Raw genomic sequence first — 21710 nt, forward strand, 5'->3', positions numbered from 1 at the left:
ATCACCTTCGGCAGAGACGGCAAGCCGTTCTACCAGTCAGGTCCGTATGACAACCCCCGCAAGGTCATCGAAACCCTGGAACACGCGGTCGGCCCGCCGCCCGCCTTCGACTACCTCGTCGCCGGCAGAGCGTGACAACCACGTCGCCTTCCGGCAAGCGGCACGCGCTCATCTGCCGAATGCTGGCCGTTCACCGTTTCCGGATGGACAGGCGGGAGCGCTGTACAGGCACCCGAGCGGGTGCTGCGCTCCGTATGTTGAAGGTCACGCTATGGAGGTTCGCATTGGTGCTGGTCGCCAGGATGCCCGATCTGGCCAAATACCCAGGTCGCACCAATGGTCGCGGTGACCAGTGCACCCAACCAGCATTAATGCGAACCTGAACCTGCAGGTCAACGGCCTGATCGTGTCCATCGAACCTGTCCACGCGAAGATTCGTCGGACCGGCTACGTTGGGAACCGGAACGCTGGGCGTTCCTGAGTCTCAGCCGGCAGGAGTTACGTTGGGTGGCCAGATCTCCTATTGGTTCGCGTGGTCATCGGCTCCGCCGCTCAGCCGCTCAGTTGGTGGGCGACTGATGGTGGCAGAATCGCTGCCAGCGAGACCCGCCAGGTGGTCGGATCTCGCGGCACTGGTCGGCTTCGGGCTGGCGGGGGGATGACTGCGCTGTGCCTGCTGATGATGGCGTCGATTTCTTCGTGTCGTACGCGGAAGCGGATCGTGCTTGGGCCGAATGGGTGGCCTGGCAGCTCGAGGAAGCTGGACATCCTGTTGTGCTCCAGTCATGGGACTTCCGGCCGGGATCGCATTTCGTCCACGAGATGCACCAGGCGGCAATGAACGCGACGCGGACGCTGGCTGTGTTGTCAGAGGCATATCTGACCTCGGCGTACCGCGAGGCGGAGTGGCAGGCCGCATGGGCGAGGGACCCGTCCGGGGCCGACCGCGGGTTGCTGGTGGTGCGGGTGGAGGACTGCCCCCAGCCCGGCCTGTTGGGGCAGGTGGTCGGGATCGACCTGTTCGGTCTGGAACGGCAGGAGGCCAGCCGTCGGCTTCAGGCGGCGGCGGCCGGTCTGCGGGCGAAACCTGAGAACTCCCCGACCTTTCCCGGCAGCCGCATGCCGTCCGCGGCGCCGCATTTCCCGGGGGGCCCGGTGGCCCGAGATGCGGTGTGGCGGCCCGGCCGGTCACCGTTTCCCGGGCTGGCGGCATTCGATGCGAGCAGGGCAGAGGTCTTCAAGGGCCGGGACGAGGAAATCCGGTTGCTGGCAGACAAGCTGAGGTCCCCCGCCGGGGACATGGCGGGATTACTGGTGGTGATCGGACCCTCGGGGTGCGGAAAGTCGTCGTTGGTCGCGGCCGGTCTCGCACCCACCTTGGACAGGGACGAGGACTGGTTGGTGTTACGTCCGCTGGTACCGGCCGGTAGGCCGGTGGTCGCCCTGGCCGCGGTGCTCGCGGCGGCCGGTGCGGAGCACGGAATGGACTGGCAGGCCGGCTCGCTGGCCGACCGCCTCGCCGCCGGCGACATGCGGGAGATCGCCGAGGAGCTGCTGGCGGCGTCCTCGCCGGCGCGGCGGATACTTCTCGTCATCGACCAGGCAGAGGAGCTTCTGCTACGCACCGGCCCGGACGAACAGCGCGCGTTTCTGGGCCTGCTGGCCGAGGCGACAGGCGGGCCCGTACGGGCGGTGGCGACGCTTCGCTCCGAGTTCGTCGACCGCCTCATCGAAGCGGCCGCTCCCGCCGAGCTGCACCTACGCGTCGATGCGCTCAGCCCGCTCAGCCGCGAGCTTCTTCCGCTGGTGATCACGATGCCGGCGCGGCTGGCTGGGCTGACGGTCGACGAGGAACTGGTCGCCCGGATGGTCACCGACACCGGGGACGGACAAGCCCTGCCGCTGCTGGCCTACACACTGCAACGGCTGTACGCGAGGGCCAGGGAGACCGGCACGACCGTGCTGACCGCAGCCCTGTATGCCGCCACCGGCGGAGTCCGCGGCGCCCTTGTCGAACACGCCGACGCCGCCCTCACCGAAGCCACAGCCAGCGGCAGAGCCAGCGCCGGTGCCTCCGCCAGCGGCACCGTCGTCGGGACCGGCGCGGAACAAGTGCTGGCCGCTCTGCTGCAACTGGTGGAGGTCGACGCGGATGGCAGGCCCAGTCGCCGGCGGGTCGGACTCGACCAGCTGTCCGACACCGTGCGTGCCATGCTGACGCCCTTTGTCGCGCGCCGGCTCCTCACGGTCGACGCTTCCGGTGGGGGAGCTGTGACGGTCGAGGTCTCCCACGAGCGGCTACTCAACGCCTGGCCTCCGTTAGCCGAGGCGGTTGCCAGCGCCTCCGACCGGCTTCGGCAACGCACGCAGGCAGAAGGCGCCGCCGCCGACTGGCAGCGCGCCGGTCAGCCAAGCAGCCGGCTGTGGAGCCTTGCCCTCGCCGTCGCGGTCCTCACCGCCCTGCACCGCGACGAGCTCACTCCCGCCAGCCGGGCCTTCCTCACCGCCAGCCGCCGCCATGGCCAGCGACGTCGACGACGAATCGTGGCCGTCCTGACAGTTCTTCTGCTCCTCGTCACAGCTGGCGGGATCACCACCACGATCCAGTGGATCAGCACCGGCCGGCAGCGGCAGGAGGCACTCAGACAACGCGATCTGGCCGCCGCCCGCGCCCTGCTCGCTCGGGCGGATCAGATCCGCGCCCGCGATCCCATAACGGCTCTCCGGCTGAATATCGCCGCCGAGTGGATGGTGTCCACGTTTGACACCCGCAGCGATCTCGCGAGCGCGCTCAACCGTGCCCCCTGGGTCAGCGCGGTCGACTCCGACGAGTCTCTCGTAGGAGTCGCGCTGAGCCCGGTCGGCCATCTACTCGCCACCGCCGGCTATCTTCTTGAGACCGAGGAGTACCGGCTGCGGTTGTACGACATCGGAAACATCCACAAACCGGTCCTCATCACGAACATCGACGGTGGCCCGGATCTCGGTGCGGTCGAGTTCAGCCCGGACGGCCGCACCCTCGTGGCCGGCGGCTCCGCCGACGGCGGAGCGCAGGTACGGCTGTACGACATCCACGATTCCACCGCCACTCTCACCGCCACTTTCATGGCCGCTTTCGGTGGCCCCCCACGATTGGCTGGCGCGGGATTCAGCGGGATCGCGATCAGTCCGGACGGTCACACTCTCGCGGTGTCCGGTAATGGTGCCGTCGGGGGGCTCCTGCGCCTGTACGACATCCATGATCCTCAGCTGCCGCTGATCGCGACCATCGAGGAGCCGAACATCCTCGCTCCCAACGGGATCACGTTCGGTCCCGACGGCCGCACGCTCGCCAGCCTCAGCGACATCGGCGGTGACATCAGCGGAAGCCAGGTCCGTCTCTACGACGTCCGCGATCCCCGTGCTCCGGCCGTCATCGTCACCGTCGACGACGGCCACGTCTACAGCCGGGTGGCGTTCAGCCCGGAGGGTGGAACACTTGCCGCGGCCGGCGGTGGCGGTGTGACTCTTTACGATGTCCGTGACCCCCGCGCCCCGACCCTCACCGCCGGTATCACCAACGAAAAGAACTTCGACGGCGTGGCGTTCAGCCCGGACGGCCGTACTCTCGTGACCACCAGCGATATCCCCGGCAATGCGAACGGAGGATGGCTGCGGCTGTACGACCTCGGCGATCCCCGCACTCCGACTCTTATGGCCAGCATGAACGACCCCATCCTCAACGGGGTGAAAGTCGGTCCCGATGGCCGTACCCTCGCCACTCACGGCGGGCGGATCTACGACCTAGATGATCCTCATACGCCGGTTCTCGACGCCACAGTGAGCGACCCGGCCCTCGACGGAGTCGCATTCGGCCCTGACGGCGACGTCCTCGCCACCGTTAGTTACACCGGTTCCGATGGCAAAGGAAAGCTCCGAATCTTCGACATCCAGAACCCTCGTGCTCCGACCCCCACTGTCGTCATGAACGACGGACTGAATCCCGACGGGGTGGCCTTCCGCCCCGACGGTCATGTCATCGCGACCATCAGCTACATCAACAGCGGCACCGGGAACGGTGGGCTGGTGCGGCTGTACACGTTCGCCGGCCCGCACCGGTTGGACCCCGTCGCCAGCATGGACGATGACCGCCAGCCGGTCGGGATCGAGTTCAGCCCGGACGGCAGGATCCTCGCGACGATCAGCAACACCACGGGAGTTGGCGGGCACGGCCTGCTGAGACTCTACGACGTTCGCGACCCGCGCAAGCCAGTACTCGCCGCCAGCGTCGACAGCGATCAGAGCTTCGCAGGGGTTGCCTTCAGCCCAGACGGCAGCACACTTGCCGCTGTCAGCAGCGTCTTCGCCGGCAGCGGCGGGCGGCTGCTGCTGTACGACATCCGCCGTCCCGAGTCCCCGGCCCGCGTCGTGAGCATCGACGATGACCAACATCCCGGCGATGTCAAGTTCAGTCCTGACGGCGACCTGCTCGCCACCACCAGCTTCGTTGGCGAAGGCAGAGGCGGTGGACGGCTACGGCTCTACGCCCTTCACGGTCTCGGTTCTCCCGCTCTCGTCACCAGCATCGATGACGATCAGGACCTCGGCGCGGTGGCGTTCAGCCCCGACAGCCGCCGGCTGGTCGCTACCAGCCACATCCCTGACTCGATCGGTGCCACCGCGGATGTGGGTCGGCTGCGGATCTACGACGTGCACGACCCGAAGAATCCGACTCGAACGGCAGATCTTGAGGGCAGGAGTCTCGGAGCGGTCGTGTTCCATCCACGCGGCGGGAGCCTCGCGACCATCAGCAGCAACCATTCCGCCATCAGCGATGAGCGTGCACTCTGGCTTTACGACATCCAGCGCATTTCCGACCTTGACAACGGTGTTTTGCGAACCTGGGCCTGTAGCGCCGCCGGTCGAGGGCTGTCGGCTACCGAGTGGCTGAACGAGGTGCCCGGGATCCCCTATCAAACGACATGCTGACACGAGAGTAGACGCCGTGGCCCCGCAGGTGCGACTGCCGAGCAGCGGGGTCTGAAGGTCTGACGGCGGAATCATGAACGCGCCGCCTTTCGTGTCCGGCTTCCTCCCGCCGCCAGGTGACAGTCCGCGCCCGTTTGGCGAGGATCCCGCCGGCGCCGGTCCGCCGAGGTCGGAGTGCCGGAGTTGCGCAGGTCCCAGCGCCGTGAGCCGGATCCGGTCACCCTCGTTTGCCACGTCCTCCACGACCAGCGAGCGTAGCCGCCAGAGTACCGAGCCGGCCGATCGGCGCTTTGTGGCCTGTCCTGGGGGCCGAGGTAGGCCGGTGCCGGCCGCCGCTGTGGGAAGCGGCGGCCGGCACCGGCATGTCAGGCTGGCCCGAGCACCACCTGATCGTTCACCGTCGCTGGACGGACAAGCGTGGCATCTCTGGACTGGCACGGGCACCACAGCTGCGCTACGCATGTGGACAGCCACACTATGGAGGTTCGCATTAGTGCTGGTCGCCAAGATCCTGATCTGGCCAAATGCCCAGGTCGCACCGTTGGTCGCGGTGACCAGTGCACCCAACCAGCACTAATGCGAACCTGAACCTGCAGGTCAACGGCCCGGCAGTGTCAGTGGGGCCTGTCCACGCGAAGATCCGGCGCGACGGCTACGCCGGCAATACGAACGCTGCGAAGGTCGGGTAGCTCGGTGGGGCATCCGGGCACGGTTCGATGCCGGAGCCCGCTCCGCTCGGCATCCGCTCGCGGTAGAGGGGCCACTCGCGCCCGCGTGCCGGGGCACGGCGGAGTAGATCAGTGTGCGGCCCCGCCGCATGGTCGCTCGTCCGCCGGTGCCGGGCCTGGGCCCGGCACCGGCCACCATGGCTGGCGATCCCTCGGGCCGACACGCCGAGGTGGCGGAGCTGAGGTGGATCAGTTGGTCCAGGATTTCAACCGTGCCGGTTTCGGGCCGCGTACGCACGGCCAGAGCTGGAGGCGCCATACATCGCCGGGGGTCGTCGAGCCGGGCCAGCCGCGTTGCACGAATCCGCGGCCGGCGATCCGAATGACGTACTGACCAGGTGGCGCCTCAAGAGTGGCTTCCCCCACGGTCGTGGACATCCAGTGGAGTCCGAAGTCGTCGACGTCGAGCGACGCGTGGAACGCTTCCTGCCAGTCCGCGAGGTCGTTCGGGGGTTCATCGGTCCACCGTTCGGATCGCAGGGACATCGCGAAGTTGTTCTGGTGGGGTGACAGGACGACCAGCAGTGGACCGTCCTGGGCGATCCCGTCTCCCGCGATCGCACGGTGGACGGTGCTGACAACATCCAGCCCGTCCCAGAAGCCTGTGCACAGGTAGAACTGCCCGTGGTCCATGGCGACGGTCAACAGCTCCGCGTGCTCAAGGCAGGATGCGCCCATTGGGCTAGCCTGCCAGAAGCCGCCCGGAGGGCGTCTGAGGGTTGGCGACGCCGGCCATGTCAGAAGCGTGCGTTGCGATGCGCCAATTGCGCTGCGCGTGGAGACCGCTCATAACGGTCAGCAGGCGTTCCGGGAGGGCGATGCGCCGACTCCGCGCGGGTACTCACCACGGACGCGCCATACGCGGCGAGCCGGAGTGCCCTCGCCCGCCCGATGCCGTTGAGGCTCCGATCGCCGCAGAGCTGCCCGTACGCTCCCTCTCCGACTCTCCGGCCCGGATCGCCAGCCCGCGTTCATGAGTCTCGGTTCATGAGTCTCGACGCCGCCGGCCACGGGGCGCTGCGCCACGACGTCGCCGGACGGGCAGTCGAGCCAGAGGGCAAGCCGAAGCCCTATCGTTACCTAAACAACTCTGTATGAAGGCATGTTAAGCTGCGTTTGTGGAACATCTCTACTCGGTTGATCGGGTCGCTGACCTGCTGGGCCTGCATGTGCGGACCGTGCGCGGATACGTGCGTGGCGGGCAGCTGAAGGCGGTACGGATCGGTAAGCAGTACCGGATCGCGCACGAGGACCTCGAAGTCTTCACCGGCCGTTCGCTGTCGCTGCCCGCTTGGGAGACGGCCGCGCGCCAGCGGCACGTCGGGGTGTCGAGCATCGTCGAGGTCGAGGTGGTCAGCCCCGGCACAGCGAGCCGGGTGAGCACCCTGCTCACGGGCGCCGTCGCCCATCGGCGAGACACACCCGTACGGATCGAAACCGTCTACGACGAGAACGGGCACGCATGAAGATCATTATCCTGGGTGGCATCGACGACACCGTGCGGCTGCTGGAGTACGTCCAGGCGGTGCTCGAGTCGTGAGCACCATCTACAAGACCGAGGCCGGCGGAAACGAGATCCAGCGGCGCTACGCCGAGATCCTCAACGGTTGGCCGGTGCCGGCCGAGCACCTGCACCTGTCGACGCGGGAAGGGGAGACCTTCGTCGTGGTGTCCGGCCCTCCGGGTGCGCCGCCTCTCCTGCTGCTGCACGGTTCGGGGACCAACGCGGCAATCTGGATGAGCGACGTCCCGGCGTGGGCAGAGCACTTCCGCGTCTACGCAGTCGACCTGATCGGCGAGCCGGGTTTGAGCGCACCCGCGCGTCCCCCGCTGAACTCCGAGGCATATGCGCTGTGGCTGGACGACGTGCTCGGGGCGCTGGGAATCACGCGCACAGCCGTCGTCGGAGCCTCACTCGGCGGGTGGCTGGCACTGGACTACGCCACGCGACGGCCAGACCGCGTGGACCACCTGGTCGTCCTGTGCCCGGGTGGCCTCGGCAAGCAGAAGATGGGCTGGTTGCCCAAGGCGATACTGTTGCGCCCGTTCGGGAAATGGGGCCGGCGAAAGACGCTAAAAACGGTGGCCGGGATCGACTTCTCGACGATACAAACCGCCGCCGGCCTCGACACCTCGCGTACCCAGGAGTTCATCGACTACGTAATGCTGACCGCCGCCCATTTCAAACCTCGCATCGAGCGACTACCCCTGTTCTCCGACGATGCCCTGCACCGCTTGACCATGCCGATGCTCGTGATCGTCGGCGAGCGCGACGCGATGCTTGACTCCCACGAGACCGCCCAGCGGGTGGCGCATACCGTTCCACACGCCACCGTGACCATCCTTCCCGGCGTCGCACACAGTATCACCGGCCAGACCCAGCCCATCCTCGAGTTCCTACTCGGCTGACCCGCCAAAACCAAGAGTGGAGATGTCGGTCGGTCTCGCTATCCGGGCTGTGGATGCCCCTCGGCGGGGTGATTGGTAACCGGCGGGAGGCGTTCGAGCGCGACCTGCGCGGACTTCTGCACGAGACCTCGGCGACCGGCCGGTTCTCCGAGCGCACCCATGACATCAGGCTCGACCTCTGGCGGCCGTAACCATCGTGTCTGCCCACGCCCTTGGCGGGGAGCACGCCGGCAGCTACGACTATCTTTCGTCGTCGTCCATCGTGTGCCTTATGCGGACAGGTTGACGATGCTGTTCCGGGCTTCGCTGTCCTCCGATGAAGCAGCCTGGAGATCCGGCTGTCGGATGGATGGGCGCGAGAGCGGACCGTGTGGACCCGTGGTCGCCGCGCTCCGCATGCGAGCGGTTACGCCGAGGAGGTTCGCATTAATTTCGGCGGCGAAGGAGGGCTGACGGGCTGTATGTCCAGGTCACACCGATGGTCATGGTGACCAGTGCAACCCAACCAGCACTAATGCGAACCTGAACCTGCAGGTCAACGGCCCGACCGTGTCCGTCGAACCCGCCCACGCGAAGATCCGCCGAGCCGGCTACACCGGGAACCGGAACGCTGGGCGCTCTTGAGCCACGGCGGAGCGTCCGGGCTCGGAAGCGCTCGGAAGCAGTGCTCTTCAGAGCTTGTTTCTGAGTTGGAAGATCGGTTCTTTCGGTGTCGGTGGATGCCCCGAGGATGCGTAGCCGGTGCGTATACGACTTGTCGGCGCTGCCGGGTCGGATACGGAGAGCGGTAGTTGCGTCGCTTCGGGCCCGCCGACCAGCGCCGAGTTCACGGACGAGTCCACGGTCGACCAGTTTGATGAGCCTGGTCCTCGTCGCGCGGGTGGACAGCTCGATGGCGTTGGCGATTTCGCTGGTGAGCGCGCCGCCGGTCGGGATGGCCGCGAGGATCGCGCGGTCCCTGTTGTCCAGGGTCGGTGATTGGATGCGCTGGGTCCACAGTGTGACGCGGAACCGGGTGCCGATCTCTTCGAGGTCTGGCAGGGGGAGCGCTGCGTCGAGGCAGGCGGTGGTAATCCGTTGGATGCCGCTGCCCCACTGCTCTGTCAGCCGCAGTGAGTGGAAGGCCCGGCCGATGAACCGGTTGCGCAGTTTGGACACTCCGCGGCGGATGTCGTCGACTGTCAGTCCGAACTGCAGCAGGCCGGGGCTCTCGACTTCGAGGCGGTCGTCGAAGACCGCGATGCGGATGGGCGCGCCGCGCTGCCGGTAGTCGGCGTGTGCCACCGCGTTGACGACCGCTTCCCGGGCCACGACCGGAGGCAGGTTCCACCGGTCTGTTCGTCGGACGGGGGTGATGTCGGCGCCGTGCAGGCTGTGCCTGCGGACGAACCCGAGAGCATCTTCCACCGCGTCGGTCCACTGGAACAAGCCAGTTCGCGTCGACTATCTCGACGACGTCATCTGGGGCGCCTCTACCTCACCCTCGCAGCCGCCACGAGGGATTCCTGGACAGCTGGGCGACTATGCGAAAAGCGCCCAGATCGCCGGCCGCGAGCATGTCCCGTGGCTTCCCGTCAAAAAGTCGCTTCGCCCACGAATGCCACACGGCGCCACCCCGTCCGCCGGCGCGGACCACGGAGGGCGACCGAAAGGAAAATTACCAGGTGCGTTTGGGTGCGTATGCGCTCACCCTTGCGGCATATCGGACGGGTGTAGTTCTCGCCAAGTGGCTTGATCATGTCGGTGTGTAGGTTTCGGCGAACTTGCTGTGATGGTTGCGGTGTTGTTCCTGGTCGAGGTGGTAGGCCCAGTAGGCGTCGAAGTCGCCGTTGGTGACGACGGCGCGGAGAAGGAGGACGGCTTCGGCGCCGTCGAGGCCCCATCTCGCTCCGGTGATGTCGAAACGGTCCTTGACCAGGTGTCGGCAGGAGCCCTCGACGACGCCGGTAGCGATCGGCCAGCCGTTCGCGAGCGCGAGGTCGTAGCGCAGGTAGGAGGCCTTGGCGTCGAGGTAGTCGGCTGCGGTGTCGGCGCCCTTGCGTTCGGTGGCGTTGTAGTGGTTGCGGGTCGCGCGGCGGCGGAAGCCGGAGGCGATCGCGTTTGCCCGGCCGGCGAGCACGCCTCGGGCCTGCGCGTGGACCCAGTCCTCCGCGTCGGGGTCACCCTTGTCGAAGAACGACCAGGCCGCGGTCCAGATGTATTCGAGGACGTGGACGAAGTCGACCACGATGGTGACCGCCGCCTTGCGGCGTGTCGCCTCGGTGCGGATCGCCTCGATCTGAGTGTTGTTCCCGTCGACGAGCACGACCCAGGTCCGCTGGTGGTGGGGGTCGCGCCGTTCGGCCTCATCGAAGCCGGCCGTGATGACGGTGGCGATGTCGTCGACAACGGAGGCGGTCAGCCACTTCCCGGTGGCCTTCGGCCCGTCCGCCCGTGGCTGCGGTGTCTCGTCGGCCCCGGCCTTCGAGCGGGGACGGCGGGCGATGACGTCGTCGACGGTGCGCGGCGCCGGGGTGATGTCGTGCACGACCGCGATCTCGGCCATCCGTTTGCGGTTGGCCTTCTCACCCGGAGACAGGCGGGTGGACAGCCGGTGGGTGGCCGCCCCGGCGGCCTTCGCGGTCGCCGGGCGCAGCGCTTCGGGACGCATGACGATGCCCTTGCCATCGAACTGGAGGACCAGCAGCCGACCGGCGGGGCTGACCTCGGGCCGCGCCTGGGCGTAGAAGGCATCAACGTCGGCGGCCAGGCCGCGGACGAGCTCGACGGCGAGCCGTTTACCCAGGACCTGGCCGGTCGCGCGGGCGACCGCGTCGACCGCGTCGCCGAACGAGCCCCGGGTCACCTCCAGGGCGAGCCTGCGCGCGAGCGTGTGCGAGTACAGCCCCGCCGGCAGGTTCAGCGCCGCATCCGCGGGATGCAGGTTGCCCACTCCCGCCGCGCGGTAGGCGTGGCGGCTGACCGTGACCTGCCCGAACTGGGACACCAGCCGCCGGTCATGGCCGCGCTCGGTCCGGGTACGGGTCACACCGTCGGCGCCGACCGGCGGCGGGTCAGCCCGCTCCTCCTCACGTGCCCGCAGGTCAAGATGGCCCTGGAACAGCGCCCGCAGGACCTCGCGGCCATGCCGGTCGATCAGTTCCTCGACCTCGTCGTGCCTGCCAGAGCGAGCCTCCGCACCGGCGAGCAGCGCCTCGAGCGCGAAGTACCGCACTCTGGCCTCGGTGAACGGGCCCGCCGGCGGCGGCACGGCCGGCTCCTCGTACCCTGACACGCAGGCTCCTTCTTGCTGTCACGTCCCACTGGTTTCGTCACCACGGAACGTAGCGAGAAGGAGCTTCTTCCTTGATCAATAGCAGCGCGCCGCCCAGAGATCATTAGCGCAACGATCTCACTCAGCCGGAACTACACCCATATCGGACTCAGCGAGAGGCATAGCGGTCGGCACTGACACCGTCAAGCACGGGGTCGTGATTGAGGATCGCATGCTCCAGCTGCTGCAACTCGCGGCCAGGGTCGAGGCCGAACCGTTCCAGCAGAATGGTGCGCGTGCGTCGGTAGACACCGAGTGCGTCCGCCTGCCTGCCGGAGCGGTACAGGGCCAGCATCAGCTGATGGCAGGACCGTTCTCGCAGTGGGTCGATCTCGACCACGCTCGACAGTACGTCGATCACCTCGTGGTAAATACCGTTGTTAATCTCGGCATCGCTCCAGTCCTCGATCACAGCGAGTCTGGAATTCTGCACCGCGGCCAGCTCCGGCCAATGGATTCCTTCTTCGACGAGGTCGGCCAGTGCGTTACCCCGCCACAGAGCAAGCGCTTCCCGTAGCGTCACGGATGCATATTGCCAGGAGCCTGCGGCCACGAGTGCGTGACCATGGGCCGCCGCGATCCGGAAGCGCGCCAGATCGACATCGCCATCTCCGACCCGGAGCGCATAGCCAGGTGCATTGGTGAGTAGTTGCGGAGCGGACGGCGAGTCGGCCTGCAACGAGAGCGTGCGACGGAGACCCGCCACTGCGTTGTGTAGCATCTTGCGTGCTGTTCGTGGCTCGCTTTCGCCCCACAGCGCTCTCACGAGCTGGCTCACTCCCACGGTTTCGTTGGCGTACAAAAGAAGGTAGCCAAGAGTTGCTCGCTGGTTCAATCCACCTATTTGAATCGGTGTGCCATCTTGAGTGATTTTCAATGGTCCCAGGACGCTGAATTTCACAGTTCCTCTTTCCCTGCTCGGCGACGGTCCGACCGAAGGTTTTAGGTGGAAACGTCACGCCGATGCTGGTCAGGCCGGCGTCGGCGAGATCTTCCCGACGGTGGACCCATTCGAGAACATGCAGGGCCTGCTGGGTTGGGGTGTGGATCGGGGGAATAGTCGGGTCCCAGTTGTCGAGCGTCCTGCCGGCGAGAATCTGGCGCGTATCCTTCGGAACACCGAGCTGGCGTGGTACAGCTGTCGAAAACGACTGTGAACAGGGCGCGTGGGACCTTGTCCGGGTTCCAGCGCCTGGCTTCTGTCGTGGTGAGCAGCTCGGGTGTTCGCTCTCAGTCGTCTGGCTGCGGGAGCCGGCATAGAACGCGCCCATTGACGCCATTGAGATCTTCGGTCGGAGCTTGTCATCAGGGCACAATCGTCTCACCGTGGGCAGGCTATGTGACAGGCTGAGGAGTGTCAACAAATTGTACTTGTCGAAGAGGTGGCTAGTGTCGAGATCGTAATCTTGCTACGGAGGGTGAAGATGTAAGGCTGCTGACTGGCAAAAAGATGCGAGAAGTGTTGTGGGTCACATCGTTACTCTATGTGTCGATTGCACATCATTCTTTAGTCGCAGAGAACATCCAGCTGAAAATATGCAGCTCGATCGCCGATTGCTGAAGGAGTGATGGCCGACTGGCTACTCAGGGTAGCGTTGTCGGTCTTTATGGTGAAAGGTCAAAATCATTAAGATGATAACGTAAGGTGATCGATTGGCCTCCCTCTGTCGGCTTGATCCATTCTCTTCTGGTAGGCCGAGATCGCCGGGGTCGCCTTCGAGATCAGTGGTCGGCCGTCCTGGGCTCACCGACGCTGCGTGGGCGCGGATCGAGCCGCTGAGCCTTTGTCGATCTGACTGATCGCGGGTGCGCGGGCGAGGAGGTCGGGTTCGGGGTGTCGACCGTGCGCTGGGCGAGCACGATGGCGTGGTGCTGGTCGACGGCGGCGAGTAGGTGCCGGCCGGAGGTTTCGCCGTGGCATGAGCCGCGCAGGGTCTTTCCGTCGCCCGCGACCCGGCGCCGCTGTCCCCGGGCCGGTGTGGTCGCGGCGGAGACCCAGGCCCCGAGAGCGATGTCCAACGCGTCGGCGTCGAGCGGGGCGAAGACCCGGCGGAACGTCGAGGCGTCCGGAACCCGCACGATCCCCAACGTCGACCACACACCGTCGCCCGCGTCGGCGGCCCACTCGGCGACCGCGGTGAACGACCGGGCGCCCGCCAGCACCGCGCATGTCGCCAGCGTGAGCAGGACCGGGAGTCCATGCCGTCTCCCGTGGCGTTTCCCGCGGGTCGGTGACCTGCGGGAACACCGCCAGCGGCCCTGCGGGCGGCACCGGCTGGGAAACCAGGACGGCCGCGGTCGAAACCAGCCGATCCAGAACAGGGGCAGACAGAGATCATGACGCGGCGGGCATGACACCTTGGGACGATCAGGATGGCCTGGGAACCTCCGTGATCACTCGATGGTCATGCCCGTCCTGCTGCAGGACCCGAGCCCGACCGACCTTCACACCTCCCTCCCGCCAAGGGTCCTCGGGCAAGTCCACGAGCAGCTACCCAGCAAACCCGCCGCCGCCCTGGCCGACCCAAGCGCCATTGCGGTACTGGCGTGATCCGTTTATCGACACCGCCCCGGCGGCGACTATCAGTGTCTTTCAACCCTGATCTTCCGTTGATGGGCCCGCTCGTTTCCGGTCATCCCGCCGGGGTGTGTCAGGGGGTGGCTACGGGGCTGACGTTGGGAAGCGGCCCCCGGTAGCCTGCGAGAGATTCGGTCTCTGCCGGATTCGTCTTCCTTCACCGGCTATTTGTCGTCATCGCGCGACGGCGGACCACCGGGGATGAGCGGACATCACTCGTCCCGGCCCGGCCGGTGGCGGCTGTTTTCGGAGAATTTGCCGAACCGAACTTGCCGACCAGTCCGTGTGAACCCAGACATCATCGCGAAACGAGGGGAATCAGTGAACGCTGCTCCGATGTTGAGATCACGGCTGCCGGTCTGGCCGCAGTACGACGACACCGAGCGTGCAGGCCTGCTGCGCGCGCTCGAACAGGGCCAGTGGTGGCGGATGGGCGGCGGCGAGGTCGACGCCTTCGAGGCGGAGTTTGCTCACTACCACGGCTCCGAGTTCGGACTGGCTGTCACCAACGGCACGCACGCGCTCGAACTCGCCCTGCAGGTCCTCGGGGTCGGGCCAGGCTCCGAAGTGATTGTCCCCGCGTTCACCTTCATCTCGTCGTCTCAGGCGGCCCAGCGGCTCGGTGCCGTCGCCGTACCAGTCGACATCGACCCGGTCACCTACAACCTGGATCCGGCGGCCGCGGCGGCGGCCGTCACCGCGCGGACTGCGGCGATCATGCCGGTGCACATCGCCGGCGAGGTCGCGGACATGGACGCGCTGGCGAAGATCTCCGCCGATACCGGTGTCCCGCTCATCCAGGACGCCGCGCATGCGCACGGCGCGCAGTGGCAGGGCCGCCGGATCGGGGAGCTGGACACGGTGGCCGCGTTCAGCTTCCAGAACGGAAAGCTCATGACCGCCGGGGAGGGCGGCGCCGTGCTCTTCCCGGATGCCGGGCTGCGGGAGGAGGCGTTCCTCCGACACAGTTGTGGCCGTCCCCGCTCCGACCGGTATTACCGTCATCAGACCTCGGGTTCCAACTTTCGGCTGAACGAGTTCTCCGCAGCGGTGCTGCGCGCGCAGCTGCGTCGGCTCGACGGGCAGATCGAGATCAGGGAAGAGCGCTGGCCGCTGCTGTCCGGACTGCTGGCGCGGATCCCCGGCGTCGTCCCGCAGGGCCGTGACCCCAGGGCCACCCGCCGGCCGCACTACATGGCGATGTTCCGCGTTCCTGGCATTGCCGAGCAGCAGCGCAACGAGCTGGTCGACCGGCTCGTGGATCGGGGCCTGCCGGCTTTTGCCGCCTTCCGCGTCATCTACCGCTCCGACGGCTTCTGGGAAACCGGCGCGCCGGCGATGACCGTGGATGAGCTCGCCCAGCGCTGCCCGAACGCCGAGGCGCTCGGCGCTGACGGCATATGGTTGCACCACCGAACGCTGCTCGGCACCGTGGCGCAGATGCACGAAGTCGCCGAGATCATCGACTGGACGGTGGCCGAGGCCCGAGGCAGGCGATGAGCGTTCGGACGGAGGCCCCCTCGACCGAAGGGTTCTCGGTCGCCAAGGCGGCCGCCCACCCGCCGGTCGCCGGCGACACCGCTCCTGTCCGGGTCGCGATTGTCGGGCTCGGCTGGGCCGGCCGGTCGATCTGGCTGCCGCGGCTGAACACGCATCCGCGGTTCACTGTCGCCGCCGCTGTCGACATCGACCCGCAGGCCCGGGCCGCGCTCGCCATGGACCCAGCGGGTGCCGCCGGCATACGGGTGCTGGACGATCCGTCGCTGCTGCGCCCGGACGAGATCGACCTCGCGGTGGTCGCTGTCCCGAACCATCTGCACAGCCGCATCGCGGGCGCCCTGCTTGCAGGCGGCGTGTCGGTGTTCCTGGAGAAGCCGGTGTGCCTCAGCTCGGCGGAGGCTGCCGAGCTGGCGGCGGCCGAGCAGGAGGGCGGGGCGGTCCTGCTCGCTGGCAGCGCGGCACGCCACAGGGCGGACGTCCGTGCTCTCTACGATCTCTCGGCCCACTGCGGCCCACTCCGCCACGTCTCCCTCGGCTGGGTGCGGGCCCGAGGCATCCCGGACGCCGGCGGCTGGTTCACCGACGCCCGGCGGTCCGGCGGCGGAGCGCTGCTCGACCTGGGCTGGCACCTGCTCGACGTGGCGGCCCCACTGCTGGGCTCAGCCGTCTTCGAGCAGGTGGTGGGTACCGTTTCCGCGGACTTTCTCGGCGACGGGGCGCACGGGGCCGCCTGGCGCACCGTCGGGCGGGACCAACTGGCCGCCGGCCGGTTTGGGGACGTCGAGGACACCGCTCGCGGATTCCTGATCACCGACAGCGGCGTCTCAGTGTCGCTGCAGGCGTGCTGGGCCTCCCACGAAGCACTGGACAGCACCGTGATCAAGGTCGAGGGCGGTGCGGGTACAGCTCAGTTGACCTGTACCTTCGGCTTCAGCTCGAACCGCCGGGACGGATCGGTGCTGACACATGTCCGGGACGGCGAGACCGCCGAGGTGCCGGTCGCCGCCGAGCCGGTGGGCGCTGAGTATCTGCGTCAGATCGACGAGCTGCCCGCTCTGCTTGCCGACCCGGGCAGCCGGGGGCGAGCGGTCGCCGAGGCCCTCCGGGCAGTCCACGCGATCGAGCGGCTCTACGACTCCGCACGTCGGCCGCCCGCCGCGCCCGCCGGGGCCGGATCAGGGAACCCTCGGTGAGCCGCGCTGCCGCTCCGTCCGGGCTTTCGGGTGGCCCCGGCGGAAGCGTGTCCTGGGCTTTCACCAGCGCCGTCGTGTTCGACCTTGATGGCGTGGTGGTGGACAGCTTCCAGGTGATGCGGCAGGCCTTCCAGGTCGCCTACGCCGAGGTCGTCGGCCCGGGCCCGGCGCCGTTCGCAGAGTACCACCGCCACCAGGGGCGCTTCTTCCCGGACATCATGCGGATCATGGGTCTGCCAGCAGGGATGGAGGAGCCGTTCGTCCGGGAGAGCCATCGGCTGCGCGACCAGATCGTCGTCTACCCCGGGGTGGTGGACCTGCTCGTCGGCCTGCGCGGCCGTGGGTATCGGCTCGCGGTGGCCACCGGCAAAAGCGGAGACCGGGCCCGCGGCCTGCTGGACCACCTTGGCCTGCTGCGCTGGTTCCACCACGTGATCGGCTCGGACGAGGTGGCGCGCCCGAAACCGGCGCCGGACATCGTGCTGCGGGCCTTGGAGCTGCTGGGCGCCGGACCCTCCGAAGCCGTGATGATCGGTGACGCGGTCACCGACATGCGCAGCGCGCAGGGCGCGGGTGCCCGCTCCGCCGCCGCGCTGTGGTGCGGGCCGGACGAGGCCGAGCTGCTCGCCGCCGGGCCGGATCTCGTCCTGCGCCGGCCTGGCGAGCTGCTCGCTTTCCTGCCCGTCCGACCCGCCCGACCCGACAGGTGAGCGGGTAAGGGTGTCGTTCACGGGCGACGGTCAAGCCTGCAGACCGGCTGCGCGGGCGTTGTCGAGGCCTGGCCGGAACAGGGGTGGTGCAGGGGACACACAGGGGAAGTGAATCCACTCTTCTCGGTGAGACTGATGAATGTTGCATTGCTGCTGCCGGGCCGCGCTGAACATCTGCGCGGCATCGCAGCGGCTGGCCGCACCGACGGAGGAACGTGAAATGCTGCGCACCGAGCTGATCCGACCGTTGCCGGACCTGCTGCGCCGGAACTCCGCCCGATTCGGTGATCGGATCGCTTTTCAGGACGCCCGGCGCTCCGTCACCTATGCGGATCTGGACCGGCGCACCGGCTGGCTGGCCGGCCACCTCGCCGACCTGCGGCTGCAACCGGGCGACCGGGGGGCGATCGTGCTCGGCAACTGCGTCGAGGCCGTCGAGAGCTACCTGGCATTCACCCGCGCCGCCGTGGTGGGGGTGCCGATCAACCCGCGGGTCACCGAGGCGGAGCTCGGCTACCTGCTTGACGACAGCGGCGCCCGCCTGGTCGTTACCGATCCCGCCCGCATCGACCTGGTCGCCCGCGTCCTGCGGGACCGGCCCGCGGTGCGGGTGCTGGTGACCGGCGACGCCGCCCTGCCCGCGGCGGCCCCGGCCGGGGCCCTGTCGTTCGGGGCGCTTGCTGGCGTGCCGGCCCGCTCGCCGGCCCGCGACGACCTGGGACTCGACGACGTCGCCTGGATGCTCTACACGTCGGGCACGACGGGACGACCCAAGGGAGTGCTGTCCACCCAGCGGAGCTGCCTGTGGTCGGTAGCCGCCTGCTATGTGCCGATTCCGGGTCTGTCCGAGCAGGACCGGGTTGTCTGGCCGCTGCCGCTGTTCCACAGTCTGTCGCACATCGCCTGTGTGCTCGCGGTGACCGCGGTCGGCGCCAGCGCGCGGGTTCTCGACGGCTTCGCCGCCGACGAGGTGCTCACCGCGATCCGCCGCGACAACGCCACGTTTCTCGCCGGCGTTCCGACGATGTACCACTACTTGGTACGGGAGGCACGCAAGCGCGCTTTCACCGCGCCGAGCCTGCGGATGTGCCTGGTCGGCGGGGCCATCACCACCGCCGAGCTGCGCCGGGAATTCGAGGAGACGTTCGGCGCCCCACTGCTGGACGCCTACGGCAGCACCGAGACGTGCGGCTCCATCACGATCAACTGGCCGACCGGCACGCGGGTCGAGGGCTCCTGCGGCCTGCCCGTCCCCGGTCTGGGAGTGCGTCTGGTCGACCCGGAGACCGGTCTGGACATGCCCGCCGGCCAGGAGGGCGAGGTGTGGGTCCGGGGCCCGAGCGTGATGGTCTCCTACCACAACCAGCCGGAGGCGACAGCCGCCGCGCTGCGCGACGGCTGGTACCGGACAGGTGACCTCGCACGCCAGGACGACGCGGGGTACCTCACCATCACCGGGCGGATCAAGGAGCTCATCATCCGCGGCGGCGAGAACATCCACCCCGGCGAGGTGGAAGAGGTGCTGCGCGCTGTTCCCGGCGTGGCCGACGTCGCGGTGGTCGGGCGCCCGCACGAGCTGCTTGGCGAGGTACCGGTGGCGTTCCTGGTGCCGGGCCCAGAGGGCTTGGCACCCGACCGGCTCCTCGCGGCCTGCAGGGAGCAGCTGTCGTACTACAAGGTGCCCGAGGAGCTCTACGAGATCGACAGCATTCCGCGCACCGCCTCCGGCAAGATCACCCGTCACGTTCTGCTGGACCGTCGGGCGCGGCTGCGTGCCACGAACAGTGGGCACCATGAGACGCTGTTCCGGATGGACTGGATCCCTCGCCCGTCCGTGACCTCCCCCGGGCTCATCCCCCTGCCGTCGCGTTCCACCCCCCGCGGCGGTGGGCCGCAGTGGGCGATCGCCGGCTCCGACGCGTTCGGGTTTCTGCCGGTGCTTACCGGGGCCGGGTTCGCTGTCACCCGTCACCCTGACCTCGCCGCCCTGATCCAGGCGGTGGAACAGGGCGCAGACGTACCGGATGTGACAATTCTGAGTTGCGGGTCCGTCCTCGGTAGTGCGGGGGCTCCTGCCGAGGAGGCGGCCCGGGCGGTTACCGTGCTCGCCGGCCAGCTCGCGGACTGGCTTGCCCAGGAGCGGATGGCCGCCGGGAAGCTGGTGGTGGCCACTCGAGGCGCGGTGGCGGTCCGTCCGGACGACGACGTGGAGAACCTCATCCACGCCCCCCTCTGGGGGCTGCTCCGAGTGCTGCAGACTGAGCACCCGGGCCGCCTCGTGTTGTTCGACCTCACGGTGGACGACCCGGCGGCGGCGGCGGCTCTGCCGACCCTCGTGGACTCCGGCGAGCCGCAGGCCGCCGTGCGCCAGGGGGTGGTACTGCTGCCCCGGCTCGCCCGGGTTCCCGTGGCCGACGCTGTCGCGGAGGCGGCGGCAGACGGAAACCCGCCCATCGACCCGCTGCGGACAGTCGTCGTCACCGGTGCGGACGGGCCGGTCGGGGCCGCAGTCGCCCGCTATCTCGCCACCGCTGCCGGCACGCGTCGTTTGCTGCTCGTCAGCCGCCCGCGGCCCGCGGGCCGCCCAGGAGTGGACGGGCCTGCAGACCATCCGGCCGAGGTGTTGCGTGCCGAGTTGGCCGGCACCGGGGCAGCGGTCACGCACGTTGCCTGCGACCTCGCCGACCCGGCAGTGGTCACCGCGGTGCTGGGGCGTCACATGCGCGCGGCCTCCGCCGTGTTCCACGTGTCGGACATCGACGGTCCCGACGGCCAGCACCATGCCGGCGACTCGGACGACGAAGGGCGCGAGCGGCGGCTGGTGCATGCCATGGCCGCCGCTCTCAACCTGCACGACCTGACGATGAGCACGCATATTCGAACGTTCGTCCTGTGCTCCTCGGCCGCGGGCCTGCTCGGTGGGGTGGGACAGACCGAGCGGGCCGCGGTCAGCATGTTCTTCGCCGCGCTCGCCCAGCACTGCGCCGCCCGCGGGCTGCGCGCTACCAGCCTGAGCTGGGGTCCGTGGGACGGCAGCGGTCTGCCTGAGCTTCCCGGCGCCGGTGCCCTGCGCGCTCGGGAGGGCACGGCTCTGCTCGGCGCGGCGCTCGGGGCCGCCCACGGCGTGCTCGCCGCGCTGCGCCCCGACGTCGCCGCGCTCGCCGGCACCGCCCCGCCCCCGCCGCTGTGCGACCTGCTCGACGTCGGGGTTCCCGCCCGTGCCCCGGATGACTCCGTCGCGGAAGCGCTGCGGGCGCGGTTGGCGGACCTTTCCGAGACCGACGGCCTGCGTCTGCTCACGACGCTGGTCCGGACCGAAGTGGCCCAGGTCACCGGTGGTGCCGGCGCGAACGCGGTGGCCGCCGGGACCGCCTTCCGGGACCTGGGCCTTACCTCGGTGACCACCGTCGAGCTGCGCAACCGGCTGACCGCGAGCACCGGGCTGCGGCTGGCGGTCACCGTCGCCTTCGACCATCCCACCCCGCTGGAGCTAGCCCGCGAACTGCGCCGCGAGCTGCTCGGGAGCGTCCCTGACGCGGCGTCGGCGCGGACTCTTGTCCGGCGCCCGGAGCCAGCCGAGCCGATTGCGATTGTGGGAATGGCCTGCCGGTTGCCGGGTGGGGTGGCTTCTCCCGAGGACCTGTGGGATGTGGTGGCCGGGGGAATGGATATGGTGTCGGATTTCCCGGCTGATCGGGGTTGGGACCTGGACGCGTTGTCCGCTGCTTCGGACGGGGGCGATGCCGAGGCTGAAGGGGGCGGTCCGGTTGGGTCCTCCTTCACTCGGTCCGGTGGGTTCTTGAGGGACGTGGCAGGGTTTGACGCGGGGTTGTTTGGGATTTCGCCGCGGGAGGCGTTGGCGATGGACCCCCAGCAGCGGCTGTTGCTGGAGGCGTCGTGGGAGGCGTTGGAACGCGCGGGGGTTGATCCGCGTTCGCTACGGGGGGAGCCGGTCGGGGTCTTCACCGGCCTGATGCATCACGACTATGCGCGCGGAAACACCGTTGCAGCTGGGAGCCTCGAAGGCTATCTGAGTATCGGCACCGCCGGCAGTGTCGCGTCGGGCCGGGTGTCTTATGTGCTCGGTCTGGAAGGCCCGGCGATAACGGTGGACACCGCCTGCTCCTCGTCGTTGGTAGCGTTGCATCTGGCAGTGGGGTCCTTGCGGTCGGGTGAATCGTCGCTGGCATTGGCCGGCGGGGTAGCGGTGATGGCCACGCCGGAGGTGTTTGTCGACTTTTCGCGGCAGGGCGGGCTGGCCGCGGACGGGCGGTGCAAGGCGTACGCGGACGCCGCCGACGGCACCGGCTG

General features: G+C 68.4%; 13 protein-coding genes. 8 read left to right on the top strand and 5 right to left on the bottom strand.

Going from position 1 to position 21710, the window contains the following annotated elements; translation table 11 throughout:
- Positions 1 to 699 precede the first annotated feature (699 nt).
- Entirely contained in the window at positions 700 to 4968 is a 4269-nt protein-coding gene (locus AC559T_RS00005) for an nSTAND1 domain-containing NTPase (RefSeq protein WP_498867302.1), read from the top strand.
- A 917-nt stretch (positions 4969 to 5885) separates the two neighbouring features.
- Here the strand turns inward: AC559T_RS00005 and AC559T_RS00010 are convergent.
- Positions 5886 to 6374, bottom strand: coding sequence for a hypothetical protein (locus tag AC559T_RS00010; RefSeq protein ID WP_498867292.1), 489 nt, complete (start codon positions 6372 to 6374; stop codon positions 5886 to 5888).
- 440 nt (positions 6375 to 6814) lie between these two features.
- On the opposite strand from AC559T_RS00010, the gene AC559T_RS00015 reads away from it, so the two are divergent.
- From AC559T_RS00015 to AC559T_RS00025, 3 genes are all read left to right on the top strand, one after another.
- Positions 6815 to 7162, top strand: a complete 348-nt coding sequence (locus tag AC559T_RS00015; RefSeq protein ID WP_498867293.1) for a helix-turn-helix domain-containing protein — start codon at positions 6815 to 6817, stop codon at positions 7160 to 7162.
- A 70-nt stretch (positions 7163 to 7232) separates the two neighbouring features.
- Positions 7233 to 8105, top strand: coding sequence for an alpha/beta fold hydrolase (locus tag AC559T_RS00020; protein WP_498867294.1), 873 nt, complete (start codon positions 7233 to 7235; stop codon positions 8103 to 8105).
- Between the two features lie 53 nt (positions 8106 to 8158).
- The gene (locus AC559T_RS00025; RefSeq protein WP_498867295.1) at positions 8159 to 8296 is read left to right on the top strand and encodes a hypothetical protein; all 138 of its coding nucleotides are present in this window, start codon (positions 8159 to 8161) and stop codon (positions 8294 to 8296) included.
- A 235-nt stretch (positions 8297 to 8531) separates the two neighbouring features.
- On the opposite strand, the gene AC559T_RS00030 is transcribed toward AC559T_RS00025, so the two are convergent.
- From AC559T_RS00030 to AC559T_RS00045, 4 genes are all read right to left on the bottom strand, one after another.
- Positions 8532 to 9416: an ATP-binding protein gene (locus AC559T_RS00030; RefSeq protein ID WP_498867296.1), complete on the bottom strand. Its 885-nt coding sequence runs from the start codon at positions 9414 to 9416 to the stop codon at positions 8532 to 8534.
- Positions 9417 to 9840: 424 nt separating this feature from the next.
- On the bottom strand, positions 9841 to 11355 hold the full coding sequence (locus AC559T_RS00035) for an ISKra4 family transposase (protein ID WP_498867303.1): 1515 nt from the start codon (positions 11353 to 11355) through the stop codon (positions 9841 to 9843).
- A gap of 172 nt (positions 11356 to 11527) precedes the next feature.
- Positions 11528 to 12319, bottom strand: a complete 792-nt coding sequence (locus AC559T_RS00040) for an AfsR/SARP family transcriptional regulator (protein ID WP_498867297.1) — start codon at positions 12317 to 12319, stop codon at positions 11528 to 11530.
- A gap of 821 nt (positions 12320 to 13140) precedes the next feature.
- A complete protein-coding gene (locus tag AC559T_RS00045) occupies positions 13141 to 13581 on the bottom strand; it encodes a transposase family protein (RefSeq protein WP_498867298.1) in 441 nt (146 codons plus the stop codon).
- 751 nt (positions 13582 to 14332) lie between these two features.
- Here AC559T_RS00045 and AC559T_RS00050 point away from each other — a divergent pair.
- The 4 genes from AC559T_RS00050 to AC559T_RS00065 all read left to right on the top strand — a co-directional run.
- Positions 14333 to 15496 (top strand): aminotransferase class I/II-fold pyridoxal phosphate-dependent enzyme, encoded by a 1164-nt coding sequence (locus AC559T_RS00050; RefSeq protein ID WP_498867299.1) that lies wholly within the window; start codon positions 14333 to 14335, stop codon positions 15494 to 15496.
- On the top strand, positions 15493 to 16689 hold the full coding sequence (locus AC559T_RS00055) for a Gfo/Idh/MocA family protein (RefSeq protein WP_498867300.1): 1197 nt from the start codon (positions 15493 to 15495) through the stop codon (positions 16687 to 16689). Before AC559T_RS00050 ends, AC559T_RS00055 begins: the two co-directional genes overlap by 4 nt.
- A gap of 47 nt (positions 16690 to 16736) precedes the next feature.
- Positions 16737 to 17399 (top strand): HAD-IA family hydrolase, encoded by a 663-nt coding sequence (locus AC559T_RS00060; protein WP_498867304.1) that lies wholly within the window; start codon positions 16737 to 16739, stop codon positions 17397 to 17399.
- 220 nt (positions 17400 to 17619) lie between these two features.
- The coding region (locus AC559T_RS00065) for an AMP-binding protein (protein ID WP_498867301.1) at positions 17620 to 21710 on the top strand (4091 nt) is incomplete at its 3' end.

It is taken from the genome of Frankia sp. Hr75.2, from assembly GCF_949319125.1.
GTDB lineage: Bacteria > Actinomycetota > Actinomycetes > Frankiales > Frankiaceae > Parafrankia > Parafrankia soli.